The 14133-nt window shown below is 60.2% G+C and carries 7 protein-coding genes; all 7 read left to right on the top strand.

Features of this window, described 5'->3' with window-relative positions:
* Positions 1-384 precede the first annotated feature (384 nt).
* Positions 385-2373, top strand: coding sequence for a hypothetical protein (locus PLL20_19175; protein ID HPD32120.1), 1989 nt, complete (start codon positions 385-387; stop codon positions 2371-2373).
* A gap of 87 nt (positions 2374-2460) precedes the next feature.
* Positions 2461-7851, top strand: coding sequence for a protein-arginine deiminase family protein (locus PLL20_19180; protein ID HPD32121.1), 5391 nt, complete (start codon positions 2461-2463; stop codon positions 7849-7851).
* On the top strand, positions 7848-8948 hold the full coding sequence (locus PLL20_19185; GenBank protein HPD32122.1) for a hypothetical protein: 1101 nt from the start codon (positions 7848-7850) through the stop codon (positions 8946-8948). The genes PLL20_19180 and PLL20_19185 overlap by 4 nt, the downstream gene beginning before the upstream one ends.
* A gap of 155 nt (positions 8949-9103) precedes the next feature.
* The gene (locus PLL20_19190; protein HPD32123.1) at positions 9104-10450 is read left to right on the top strand and encodes a hypothetical protein; all 1347 of its coding nucleotides are present in this window, start codon (positions 9104-9106) and stop codon (positions 10448-10450) included.
* Positions 10451-10461: 11 nt separating this feature from the next.
* Positions 10462-11775, top strand: a complete 1314-nt coding sequence (locus tag PLL20_19195) for a hypothetical protein (protein ID HPD32124.1) — start codon at positions 10462-10464, stop codon at positions 11773-11775.
* A gap of 8 nt (positions 11776-11783) precedes the next feature.
* Entirely contained in the window at positions 11784-12827 is a 1044-nt protein-coding gene (locus PLL20_19200; GenBank protein ID HPD32125.1) for a hypothetical protein, read from the top strand.
* Positions 12828-13060: 233 nt separating this feature from the next.
* Positions 13061-14133: hypothetical protein (locus tag PLL20_19205; GenBank protein ID HPD32126.1), on the top strand; the 1073-nt coding region annotated here is incomplete at its 3' end.

The raw sequence follows: 14133 nt of genomic DNA on the forward strand, positions 1-14133 counted from the left end.
CCCACCATCGTGAGCGGAAATCCCAAGCACCTCAAGGAGATGTCTGCGGGAACCAAGAAGATCTTTGAAAGGGCAAAGAAGAAAGGTTCTTGACAGTCATAGGCGCTCGACCGAGGTTGTCCAGGCGGTTTCAGCCGGATTGCATCAAAATTTCCGAAAAAGTCCATTGACAGATGAACAGCCTTGGTGTATTATTTGGGCGAAGTCTCGAGTAGCTGGAAGGACGAGTAGATCGTAGGCGCAGGAACCTACTCCTACTCCTACTCCTACTCCTACTCCTACTCCTACTCCTACTCCTACTCTTACTCCTACTCCTGCCTACAATCAATCTGCGATCCGCAGCCTCCTTTCCTTCATGGCAGCGGATGCATGGGAGGTCTGCGCATGAAACGCCTTATCCTTCTGACAGCAGCGGCTGGTTTGTTTTGTCTGGCGGTTTTCCTGTTGATCCATTGGGGGCCCGCCGATGTTCGCGTACATGCCGACGAGCCCCTGCCGCCGCCTGTGCCGGGTGAACCGTTGGCTCTGGCTGTGGCGGCTGAGAACAACGCGGACTACGCCCAAGCTGAGAGCATCTACCGTGCAATCATCTCCTCCTATCCTGGGACGGCTGAGGCTTGGACCTCTCAGGCCAGACTGGTGTCGATCAAACTGGCCCTCAAGGAGTGGGACCAAGCGGTGACCGAGTGCGATATCCTCATCGCCCAAGGCCCGGACCATCCGGACTTGGCCGCGACGGTACTTGAGACCGCCCGCGTTCTGTCCAAGTCCGGGAAAACCAAGAAGGCCATCCGGCTTTTTGAGTACCACGTCGGCCGCTGGCCCGATTCATCGGCCACCTTGGAGATCAAGAAGGAATTGGCACTGCTCTACGCCCGCAGCGGCAACCCTGCGGTCGACAGTCTCTTTCAGGAACTGCAGAACACCCTTCCCCCCTCGGACGATCTGGCTGAGCTGACCGCCGGGATCGGAGCAGCCATCTTCGCCCGGGCTCGAGAGCAACAGAGCCGCGAGGCATACGCCACAGCCTTGGGCTATCTGCAAACGGCCGAGCAGATGTACCAGACGAATACTCCCTCATGGAACACTGAACGCCGGGCCATCCAGGCCCGCCAGCGCATCATTCAGGCCTACCGGGCGATGAACGACAGGCTGGCGGCCGGGCTGGCCGAGGACCAACTGCTTGCCGCCTACGCGTGCCGCGACAGCGAGCACGCGCTGGCCGACGCGCTGTGCGTCCTGGCGGATGAGCACCGAGCCAGCGATAGCCACGCTCGGGCCTGCGAGTTGTACCAGCATGCCTTGAGCTACTGCCCCGGCAGTGCCCGGACCTGTGACCTGATGACCGGCCTGGCCCGCTCGAGCATTGCCCTGGCGGACTACGACACGGCACAACGCATGGTCAATCAACTCGCAACCAGCTACTCGGCTCAAGCCGATTTCATCCGCCGCATGAACGAGATCGCTTGGGACTACCATGTGGCCAAGCAGAACGAGCTGGCCGAGGGCATCTATCGGTACGTGGTGGACAACTTCGGCGACCGCAAGGAGGCCGTCTTCTCCCAATCGGCGCTGGTGATCGTTAAGTATGTCACCGGCCAGGACGAGGTGGCCGCCGCCGAGTTGACTCGACTGTTCGACGGGTTCCCGGACAACAAGAGGAAACCGGCGGCCCTGAAACAAGTCGCGCAGGCCTGTGAGGGTCTCAAGAAGTATCGGCAAGCCGCGCAAGCATACCGGCTCATGCTCCAGTTGACCTCCGATCCGCTGGAGGCCGAGCGCGTCACCCTGGATTACATCGGCGCGACCATGCGAGCTATCCAGACGCAGGAAGACGCGGAAGCTCTGCTCCAGTACTGCCTGGAAGTCCTCAAGACACGGCCGACGAACCCGACCCTGGTGCATGACGCCGTGGGGTCGCCGGTCAGGGGCTTCGGGAGAATCGCCATCTTGACGGGGCGCAAGAGCCTTTCCATCGAGGCCGCCGACCGTCTGATGGCGGCCCTCGATCCGGACGCTCCCGAGTACCAACACGCACTGGCCCGGCACGTGCGAGCCTGGGCCTTCTCCTGGAACCGCCAGGCAGAAGAAGCGATCCGGCAAATGGTCAACCTGGCAGACGACTACGCGGGAACGACGGACAAGAACGTCGAGCGACTCTGCGCTACCTCACTGGGCCATGCCTACGGCTATGCCCTGGCAAATCTGGGTCGGCCCGATCTGGCGCAGCAGTACCTCGATCAGATCCGCTCCCGCTGGCCCGACGGGCGACACGAGAGCGTGATCGAGCTCTATACCACACACGTTCCGGCCAGCGTCAAGAAGCTGGCCGAGCAGGGCGCGGCGATCATGCAAGGCAAGCCGGAGCAGTAGCCGCCGAAGCGACCGGAGGCCTGTCGGGCACCTCCGGAAAACGTTAGACGTGCAGGACCACAAAGGCAGTCGTGAGAGGAACGAACCGTGTACACGCATGCTTCCACCGTCGGATCACTCGGCCGTGACGCCGGCTCACGCAGAGCGCATGTTCTTCCCTATGTGCTGATCGCACTACTTGCCTGCTGGCAGTCGCCCGACCAGGCCGCCGCGTGCGGCCCCTGTTTCGGTTACTTCTGTGGCGAGTGCGCAGACTGTGATCCGGTCGAAGAGCGATGTATCCCCAATCACCACTCCTGCTGTCCGTGTTCCTACTGGGGCACCTATCGGTACGTCGATATCTGTGTCTGGCCGGACCTGACCTGGCTCGGTGATGTCGTGCGCGTCCATGTCGTCGGATCGAGCGCAGCCCCAGCCGTCTGCTACCAACTGGAGCTTTTCTACGACTCGAGATTTGTGGAGAACGACATCGCCTGCCCATTGGAGTATCCTCAGGAGATCATCCAGCCGACCTTGCCGTCGTACCAAAGCTGTGCGGGCTACAGCATGCCGTTGCCGAGTGATCCCTCGAAGGGATGGCTCGCCCTGCCTGGCAGCCATGATTTCTACGTCCAACCGATGCGGCCCAGGTTCCAATTGGCGCGTCTGGAAGCTTCGCCATACAACCCCTATACCACTGCATCGCGGTACTTCGCCGTCGCAGACCTCGATCTTCGCGGCCCATATACCCTCGACCCCACATGCCACCCCGGAAGCCCCTGCGGGTGCTCCAGCGGGAACGACCTGGAACGATGCGAGCACCCGGATGACTACCCGTGTCAACCCGGCGACCCTGCGATCTTCTACATCGGTGTCAACGACGATTTCGACGAGGGCAAGGAAACGGAGGACGCCGAGGACGTGAGCATTCTCGACAACACTTCACAACCCGCACTGAATGATTTGGCCCAAATGTGCTGGACCATGGGCACCGCGACTGTGTATGAGGCATATTGGAGTGGCACTTACGACGTCATGTGCGGTGACTCATTTGAGGAGAGGGTATCCGCCAAGATGACCGTGTCTCCCGGCGAAATCGTGCGGCTTTGGGTGTGGCACAACAGCCAGTACGAGCAACTGCTGCTCGGGCAGAACATCATTCCCGGCTACGGAACGGATTCCTCGTTCTACGCAGAAGGGCTCAAGCCCGGAACGGTCACCATCCAGCTCGAGGGCAAGATCGACAACGACGACAGCCGGAGGCGAATCGACAAGATCCGGCTTTCTGCGGTCAAAATCGACGTCGACGTGGATAGCGATAATACCAACACCACGGCCCCCTTCGGCCCGGACGCCCCCCCGGCAACGCCCCCGGCCGCCAACGTTGAAGACCGGATCGAACAGAAGGCCGGTGAGCCGGGGCGGTTTGTCCTGGTTAACGACGACGACGACGACCAGGACGGCATCCTGGACTACGACGATGGGTATAATAAGGACGAGAATCCTATCTTTCTGGGTGATGACGTGACGTACGAGGAAGACGACTTCGTCATGCTCAAGGTCAAGATCGCACCGACGAGCATCAACCTGGACCCCAACCAGGCGTGGGTGCTGATCGACTACTCAGCAGACAGCCCGGACCCCAACGTGTGGAGCATCGGGAGGATTCGGCTGTGGAAGAAGCCTGGAGACGAGCCTCGCGACCGGCGCAGTGCCCTGACGACCGGCCAGGGTGACTGGATAGAACCCGGCCTCTACACAGACCTGAAAACGCTCATGCCATGGGACCCTAACCTCCAGCCGGATCCCGGCAACCCTCCGGCCAGCCACGAGATGACTTTCTACATCGAAGGTGTCAACGCCTCGGGGTCGCTCGGCGACACGGACATCACCTTCCGGATCGACCCCGATGGCCCAGGACCGGCCGGCTGCGTCCATGCGGATACCGCGCAGGTGACGGTGGTCAGACCGAATCTGGGTGCGGACTCGAACAATGACGGTTTCTACAACGGGGCGGACGAGATCATTGAGGACCGGTCGGATCTGTCGGGGCTTTACGTGGGCATGAACGACAATTTCGACGAGGAGGACGATCTGGAAGACTTCGAGACCCCGCAGGCCTCAAAGAAGCCCTGTCCTGCCGGTCAGTACGCTGTCGTTCCTACCAACGATCTCGAACCAGTCTATGTGTCGCTCGTGCCCGGGGGCGACAGTTTCTACGGAGAGTGTGACCTCTACTTGAAGGGTGGCCGCGACCATCTGCGGGTGTATGCCATCCGTTGGGGAAGCTGTGACGCCGCCTGTCCGGCGACGGGCGAGAACGTGTGCTGGAAGCTGATCGACGAGAACTACGATCTGGCTGCGAACTACCTCCACAGCCAGGGCCCGATTTATGGATGGGCCCTGTACGTGGAGGGCATCTTGCCTGGCGAAGCACAGATGCTCCTGGAATTCTGGCACGACGGCCACAAGCTGTACGAGGACTGGGTCAATTTCACAGTCGTCCAGATCGACGTCGACGTGGACAGCGATAACACCAACACCAACGCCCCCTATGGGCCGGATGCGGCCGACCCGATGACCGAGGATCGGATCGAGGAGAAGAACGGTGAGCCGGGGCGGTACGTTCTGGTCAATGACGACGACGACAACAAGAACGGCAAGCTAGACAATTCCGTGTTAGAAGTCGGGCCGATTCAGGACGAGGACGATCTTGTAGAAATCAAATTCACAGCTCCGGATTTCACACCCCACAACCCTGACTACGTCAAGTGGTTGCTGAACGTGCCTGCGAACATCGACATCTGGCAGAACAAGAACAAAAGCGGTTTCCATGTATGGGGCGGAGATGTCGCTGAAATACCGTGGACGGATCATGCTTTGCCCCAGACCTGGTACATGCAGGGCCTGGAGGTCCCATCGAGCGGCCCAGTTGAAATCGAGGCAAGCTTGTGGATCGATCCGGACGAGGATGGGCCGAAGTCCTACAGACTCGTGCATCGGGATACCGTGCAGGTGACGGTTATTCGCGTGGGTCTGGATGTTGACACCGATCGTGATGGCACCGTCAATCACTTGCTTGATGAATCGCGCAAAGACGAGATCACCCGTGACAGGGGTGCACTGTTCATGACCAACTACGACGACGATGACGCGAACGGTCACCCTGACGCGGTCAGCTTCAACAACGAAGGCCAGCCCATTGACGAGAACACGGATATCGAGCCCGGAGACGTGCCGGACATCGGGCATCTTGTCGTCCGGGCTCCGGGTTTTGCCACCACCGGGCTTCAATTCTTCCTCCGCATGGATGCCGACGATCTCAAGGCGGTCCATATCTTTGAGGAACGCGCCGAAGGCAAACACGTTCTCAAGACAAGTAGCGGTGCGGACTGGCCTGGCTGGACCGCTCAGAGCAGTGCTTCGGGAGACGCATCCTTGGATATCACGGCCCTGGTGAATCCGACGCTAGATGTAGACTTGGGTATCGAGGCCCTGTTCCTGCGGGGGCACAAGACGAGGTCTCCGTCCTACGAGTTTGACGGCCGGGTCAAAGTCGAGTTGGTGGTCCAACTGACCACAGGTGCGACCACGATCAACCCCGCCAAGATCCTCAAGGTCGACACTGTCCAGCTGGCCGTGGCTCCGTACCTGCTCCTGCCGAACACGCAGGCTTGTCAGGAGGTCTGGCTCCACACCTGGACGGAGGCTAATCCAATCGCGACGGCGCTTGGTGCTCTGGCGCATCGCGTTTCGTCCGGCGGTGGGCAGTGGCTCCAGGATCATGTTCAGGTTGGGATGACCTCGATTCCCGGATTGCAGATGCACGTGACCATGCGGATGCCGTATTATCGAGGGCAGCCAGGCTGGCCCGCCAGCAGCTTGCTGGGCCCCCAACGGGGGGTATACCGTTTCAGGAATACCTGTACCCATGACGGGGCCGACTCTGGCGATTTCGGCGGCAACCTCGAAATCATCCCCTACTCGGACGATTGGCCGCTGGGGCGCATCATCGTGGGGAACACGATGAGTACCCGACTAAGAAGTTTCCTCCAAGCTCAACGTATCGCCGGCTCCACGGCCATTCAGGAGCCGATCGTCGCCGATACCAGTTGGCTGGCCGTCGGTCACATCGACGAGATCATGTGTGCGGTTCCCGGCGGGGCCCGCGGATATAAGATCGTGATGGCCAGCCCGGACTACGCCCATCAGCTCCTGACGACGGGCGATTCTGCCCGCGGCATCGCCGCTCCGAGTGAGGATGCGGCCGTGTTCGCGACCGGGGCACAGGCCAGCGGAACGGCGTCGAACGCGATAACGACCACGTCGATGGTGTGGCTCTTCGACGGAGCGGCGCATGGGCGGGTCCAGTGCGTCGCTTCCGGAGACATCTCGGATGGCGAGACTGTGACCCTCTCCGACGGCACCACGACCAAGGTATTCGAATTCGATAAGGCTGGTGACGGCGTCGATACCGGTCACGTGCAAGTCGATATTGTCAGTGCCGGCACCGCGGCGGACGTCAGAGACGCTCTTCAGTCGACGATTGCCGCGGCCGGCATGGGGGTCACGCCATACGCCGACGGTTCCGACGCGCTGATCGTCATCAACAACGCGCTGGGAACGGCGGGCAACGTGCCCATTACCGACACAGTGACGGCGTCGGCTTTCTCGGTACAGGGCATGGCCGGCGGCGAAGCTTCCGCGAGCGGACGCGACTTCAGGGGTTCAGGCTGGGAGTGGGTGCGTCTCTTTAGCGGAACGGGAGCGGGGCAGGTCGGGCACGTTTCCGGTCAAGGAATCGGGTGGATCAGTGTGGCGCAGGTATTCAACACCACATCACAGATCGCGTCTGCTACGGGTATCTACGGCCTCACCTTCGGGAGCGCGCATCTCGCCCACCAACCCAGTGGCTGGTTTACAGAGCCAGGCTCCGGCACTCGTTACCTTATCGTTACCAACTCAAAGAACTGGACAGGCTATGATGGAACGAGCGAAATTGATTTCCCGGCCGCAATGGCGGTCTATGAAGTTCTGCATGACACTGACCTCTGGTCTCTGAATACGGCCGCTCAAGGCAGGATCGAGGGGGTCCGCGCTCAAATCCAGACTTCCATGGGCAGCGGGTACTTGCTCCACGACACCACCACCGCGGACGATTCACTCTCGGGGGACAGCGATGATGACTTCATTGCTCTTCCTACGATCTTCTTTGGTCCGAGCGGCACGTTGGCCGCCCGCCACAACGCGGCGTTCACGCCGGGATTGGCGAACGGGCTGGCAGCAACCGGCTCGCTCATCGTGTACCCACAGCAGTTTGGGGCCAGATCCGGAGCGGTGGATGTGTTTGAGGCAGCAACTACCGCTATTATGGGCAGCGGCATGACGCACTTCGCTGATGACTGGGATGGATATCATAGGCTTGAAGGCGAGGTCCATTGCGCAAGTGGCGAGGTCAGAACGTTGTTCTCGTTCAATTGGTGGGAGCATCAGCCATGAAATCGATTCCGAGGTTTGGCAATCAGTCGTTCTGGATGGCAGTGGCTCTTCTAGCCGGAGGGCTCCGCATCGCATGGGCCAATTCGAGCGCGGAAGAGGTTGTACACCAAGCGGTGGCGATCTGTTGCCAGGCGCCCACAGGCAAAGCTGTGGCAGACAGGCCCAACGCTTGGCCGGACTTCGACAAGCTAATAGCGGGGTTGAGCAAGTCAATGCTCCCCGATCTGCGGGCAATCGCCAGTTCCGAAACACATACGAAACTGGAACGGCGAGTCGCACAGGTTCTCTGCCGGAGAATTGAGCACCCCGAGGAGTTTCAGAAGGTGGAGCCTTTTCTGACACCAGTCGAGAATCCTACAGGGCGGATTTACGGACCATTGGCGAGCGGAAAGCGAAGACCAAGCATTGCACTCAAGCCGATAGACGACCCAGAGCTGTTAGCGCCGCAGGTACGGGCTGCCATCGAGAGAAACGGCAAACTCTACGAAGATCTCCGTACGGAGGCTCTGCGGATACGCCAACGAATCAACTCGCTCCCGGATGGGGACATGCCGTCTCTGAATCAGATTTACGCCGACCTGGACACCCGCATCGCGGAATTGAAGCGCCAGTACCACGTGGAGCCGGGGCAAACCCTCGAGCTTGTGTTTGCGTGCGGCGATCCGAGACAACGGCCACCGCTGGATCCGAAATACCTTCCAGCGTGGGAAGAGGCCGTAACCAGGGCATCTTCTCCCGAAATGAAGGCGAATCTTCTGCAAGTGGTTCGCTCCTTCAGAAGCAGGGACTCGGTTCCAGTGGTAGCCGCTTGCCTGTCGACGGCGAGCAAGAGCGGTGACGAGGGCATACTCTGGGCAAGCCTTGCGTTCTTGCTGGAGGTTGAGCCCACCGAAACGGCAGTGGACGAAATATCGACAGCGCTCGACGAGCTTCAGGGTTGGATGCGTTCCAGCGCTGAACAGCAAGTGCGATCGGCAGTATCCCGGTCACCTCGCTGGCAGACGTTTCTGCAGCAAATGAAAGCTGATCCGAAGTGGTCAGCCAAGGCCGACAGACTCCTGCGACAGACTGCCTCGACAACTGCACCGGGCGACTGATTCCGCTTGCCAGGCAGGACAATCGCCCTCAGAGATCCGCGGCAATCAGCAGAAAGGCAGTCTGCCGCCCGAGGGAGCCTATAACTCCTCCCCGACGGAGGGTTATTCCCACGACCGGAGCATCTTATTCGTGCAATCTGCTAAAGGACGCCCTCTTGATCCGCGCCGATCTGCGGGCCGGTGAGCCGGGGCGGTTTGTCCTGGTTAACGACGACGACGACGACCAGGACGGCATCCTGGACTACGACGATGGGTATAATAAGGACGAGAATCCTATCTTTCTGGGTGATGACGTGACGTACGAGGAAGACGACTTCGTCATGCTCAAGGTCAAGATCGCACCGACGAGCATCAACCTGGACCCCAACCAGGCGTGGGTGCTGATCGACTACTCAGCAGACAGCCCGGACCCCAACGTGTGGAGCATCGGGAGGATTCGGCTGTGGAAGAAGCCTGGAGACGAGCCTCGCGACCGGCGCAGTGCCCTGACGACCGGCCAGGGTGACTGGATAGAACCCGGCCTCTACACAGACCTGAAAACGCTCATGCCATGGGACCCTAACCTCCAGCCGGATCCCGGCAACCCTCCGGCCAGCCACGAAATGACCTTCTACATCGAGGGCGTCCAGGCCTCACAGGCCCTTGGCGACGCGAAGATCACCTTCATGCTGGACCCCGACGGCGACGGCCCGGCCGGCTACGTCCATCTGGATACCGTCCAGGTCACGGTGATCGCGTTGACAGCCAGCCCGGGCTCTGGTCCCGTCGGCACGCGCATCGATTTCGAGGCGTCGCCGACCGGGCTGGGCATTTTCGACGGTTCCGAGGCGATTTCATTCCGAGGGACCTTCGAGCCGACCGGCTACTGCAAGACATGTGAGTTCACCAGCGAGCATCAGGCGCATTTCGACTCTGCCTATCCGGATCGAGTGTCGATCATCCTCGGCGAAGACACCTCCAGCGATATCTGCTTTCTGTTCAACCTGGGCGTGATCTTCCGGGCTCCCGGCGTGCTTCGCGGCGACATTGCGATCGAGACGGCCTCCATCAAGTGCCGCATCCACGGCCTCGCCTTCAGTGTCACACCGAGCGCCGCCATCGGAGTTCTCGATGGCTCAACGTTCTTGGAAACGTCGGAAACTGACATCCTGCACGCGGAAACAGGCGAGGATGTTACCAATGCCCCCGCAACATACCTTCACGACGCTCGGGTGCTGGTGCCGGTCAATGGAATCAACGTGAAAAGCGATCAGCTCCCGGACGCGACGACGGAGGTGGCCATCAAGTCGTTCAGCGTCTTCGGTTTCGAACAGGGCAGCGAGGCCCTGACCCTGCGACTTGAACCGCCTGGGACACTACAGAGTACGCTCTACACCTATTTGAACACAGGCGCAGGTCGGAGGCGTATCATCTTCGTGGACAACCGGTCGCTCGAGGGAGTCTACTCGGATCGTATTGCGGTATACGCGCCGTTCCCTGGTAAAGTACGCGTGGTCAAGTGATGGTGAATGCGATGAGATGTATCCCGGTGTTTCGTCTCGCGGTCAGAGTAGTCCGGTTTGGCGTAGCCCCGTCGGGTGTCTTGCTCCTGCTCGCAGCAGCACTCTCCACTCTTTCCGTCGGCTGCGACGGGGGTACGGAGACGAAGCGGGCGAACGGTCCGCCTCCCCGCGTGCATTTGATGAAGCCTTACACCGATGGCTGGACTGACAGTGACATCTCGCCATTCGGTGACGTCGTGTTGAAGGACCAAAAACTGCGCATACGTGTCAAGTTGGATCAGGCGGTTCAGCAGAAATCTGACATAACCGTTGAGATAACCTTCGACAATCAGAGCTGGCAGCCGCTGAGCCTCAAGGACGCCGATGCGCTTGTTGACGCCGGCAAGGAACTGCGTGTCTCCGTTCCCTGGGTGGACATGCTGAGCCAAGGTTGGACTGCCGATGGTGAGGATGCCGTCCCTGAGCAGGCAAGTGCTGACTCGTCTGCTGACCCGCCATTCGACGAGACACCCCCTGAGTCGGGGGACTATCCGAACAATCCCTCGTCCAATCGGGCAGATTCGGATGCCTTTGATGGCTGCGGTCTGGCATCTGCTCAACGGGGGAAGGCACGAGGCCCGGGCAACGAGACGCTGTGGCCCCCGGAATCGGTAATCAACAAACAGTTTCTCGCTTCCGCAGGAGTGGTCTACTGTAAGGTGCGGGCCACAGCGCTGAATGCAACTGGGTTCGCCAACGTGCCGGGCCAGCTCCAAAACCAGGCCGACTGGTTCTACTACTCCGGGCACGGATTCAATCGGCGTTACACCGGCGACGGGGTTGGGCGACTGCTTGCCGCGGACGCGCAAAATGGTTTAGCGGCGGCGGACGCCAAGTGGAGCCCGGACGTGAAGCATGTCATCATCGCGGGCTGTTCCATGATCAATATCAACGATCCCAACCGGGATTGTTCTGCCTGTGAGGACGATGGAATCCTATGGGCTCAGACCGGTCCAACGCACATTGCAGGGTACAACTGGAAAGCGCCGTCTGACAATGTCTATCCTGGGCCGAACAACTACACGGCTCAAATCGTTGGTCATTTCTGTACCCGGCTCGGCGGTGAGTCCTTTGCGACAGCATGGCTGAATGCGAACGCAGACATGGATCCTGACAAACTCCACGTAAGGGCGAGCCCGGATGAACAGGGAGGACCAGGCCGCGTATGGAACGCCGCCGCGATAGATTTGAGCGGAGGGCCGGGAAATGGTGTATACTACTACTGGGATATCGCAACCAACCCTGCGCGACCAGAGATCAAGATGATTCCGCAGAGTCAATGGTAGGCGCCCTTATGAGAAGACGAAAGGCGATCCAGATGAGCCGTGTCCTGGGAATCCTATGTGTCCTCGGGGTGTCCGGCCCCGGAATCGGCGCCGACCCTAAAATGCCTGCAGAGCCCACCTCTGGAGTCTGGATCGACCCCGCGAGACCTTACGAGGTGAGCGGCAAGCTAACTCTCGTAGTGGCTCAGCGAGTTGAAGCCTCTGGAGAAGCCAACGACAGACTCCAGAAGGCGGTGGATTTCTACCAGGCATATGTAAAGACATCCGCTGAGATGAATGAACGGGCTGGGCCCAACCGCGAACTGACCCCTAGCGAGATGCAGCGTGTTTTGCACTCGCGACTTGTGGCAATTGAGCAGTTCGTTGAAGTGAACAAGGTGTTCCCGGAGACCTCGGCAGGGCTGACGGCGATCCTATGGGTCGGAAGCCTGGTGCATGGTCAGAGTTCGGAACTGGCCGCCTCGGTACTCCCGGCCCTGCGAGAACTCCGGCACCGGCACGGCGCTTCGTGGCAGGGTGCCCTCGCCTCTCACGTCGAGTCACCGCTTCTCTATGTTTCTTTGCCCCCACAGGGAACCCCAGACGCACGGCGCAGGGCACTTTATGAGGCGCAGTACCAGCTTATGCTGGAGACTCTGCCTAAGGGCGAGGTGTCAGTCGATCGAACGTTGCCCGGCGTGGACCTCCTGTTGAGGGATCGGCTAGCGGTGAAAGGCTCGATCCGAGCGTCATTCCTCCAGTGGATCAGGGCCTGTGAATACAACTTGTCCTATCTGTCGCGAGGCGAAGAAGCGAGAGAATGGCTGCGAAAGAGCATCGCGACGAACCAGCGGATCATGACTGAGTATCCTGGCACCGAGGAATCGAAAGACGCCGACGGTCGGACCTACCAGTTTGCGAGGAGGGCAGCCGAATTCGCTGCGCCACCCACTACTTGGCCGGCAACTAGCCGACCCGCGACCAGTCAACCGGCAACCACCTCGGCCCCGTCGTCGGCCCCAGAGCAGGAGCAGGGAGGCGACGTAGTCACCCTGACATCCCAACCTCGCTAGGAATATGAGGGACGAATATGAGGGACAGTCGAATATGAGGGAATATGAGGGAATATGGATAAGAAAACGGGACAGGTTCGTTTTTTGACACGCGGGATAAGAAAACGGGACGGATAAATAGGGATAAATAGGGACAGTCACCTATTTACGACGACGGGAATCTGACGCAAAATAAGATAACGGGACAGGTTCGTTTATTGAGGGTGTCTATAGTAGTCTTGGAGTAGTATTTAATGGCATTCAGGGGCGTCCGCACTGGGACCGAGTACGGCGTAGCCTACCACTACGACAAGGCGGGCACCGGCAGTCAATTGACCGGCACCGGCCGGTTCAAACGGATCACCGGTCCGGGCTTGCCTGGATACGTCGACCCGAGCACGCCGGGCTACGGCGTCGAGTACGCCCGCCTGGCCAACAGCGATCTGCTGGAGTACACCTCGTACAAGTCGGACGCCGACACCACCCTGGCCCGCACCCAGCGGGACTACGAGTCAAACCGCGACCTGATCGAATGGGTGGAAAACAAGGTCGGCACGACCCAGGTGTCGAAGTACGGCTACACCAACGATGACCTCGGCAGGCGGACATCCGTCGAAAACTCGGGGACGGCGTTTGCCGCGACGGCCTTCAACGCCTGGGGCTACAACCCCAAGAGCGAACTGACGTCTTCCCGGCGGTACACGGGCGAGTACGACCCGACGCCGGACCCGCAGGCTGAGGTTCTGGCCGAGAAACGGCTGTACGGATACGACCAGATCGGCAACCGGCTGGAATCGACCGAGGGCACGGCATCGGCCACCACCTACGGGGCCAATGACGTCAATGCGTACGACTGGATCCAGCCGCCGTCGCCGGACCCGCAGGAGTACTTCTGTTACGACGAGGACGGCAACCTGCTTCGTGACGGCAAGACCTCGCCGACCTGTCCGGGTACGGACGGCCTGCGTGAATACAAGTGGGACGCCGAGAACCGCCTGATCGAGGTCGTCCCGATCAGCCCAGACGACGGCGACAAGAAGGTCAAGTTCGTGTATGATTACATGGGCCGGCGGGTCCGGAAAGAGGTGTTCATTTACGACGATGGCTGGCCGCAGGAGAACGACCCGGACGAGCAGTGGCATTTCGTGTACGACGGCTGGAACGTAGTGATGGTCTTGGACGGACTCAACTCGAACGCGACCACCCGCAAATACACTTGGGGCCTCGACCTCAGCGGGACGATCCACGGCGCGGGCGGCATCGGCGGCCTGTTGGCCTGCGAAGAACCGCAGGCGCCCGGCGGGCCGAAGCGATACTGGTTCCTCTA

Source organism: Phycisphaerae bacterium (assembly GCA_035384605.1).
In the GTDB taxonomy this organism is placed as follows: Bacteria; Planctomycetota; Phycisphaerae; order UBA1845; family PWPN01; genus JAUCQB01.

Bases quoted from the DNA above. Each gene is read 5' to 3' on its own strand.
- PLL20_19175 (HPD32120.1), top strand. From the start codon at position 385: ATGAAACGCCTTATCCTTCTGACAGCAGCGGCTGGTTTGTTTTGTCTG.
- PLL20_19185 (HPD32122.1), top strand. From the start codon at position 7,848: ATGAAATCGATTCCGAGGTTTGGCAATCAGTCGTTCTGGATGGCAGTG.
- PLL20_19195 (HPD32124.1), top strand. From the start codon at position 10,462: ATGAGATGTATCCCGGTGTTTCGTCTCGCGGTCAGAGTAGTCCGGTTT.
- PLL20_19200 (HPD32125.1), top strand. From the start codon at position 11,784: ATGAGAAGACGAAAGGCGATCCAGATGAGCCGTGTCCTGGGAATCCTA.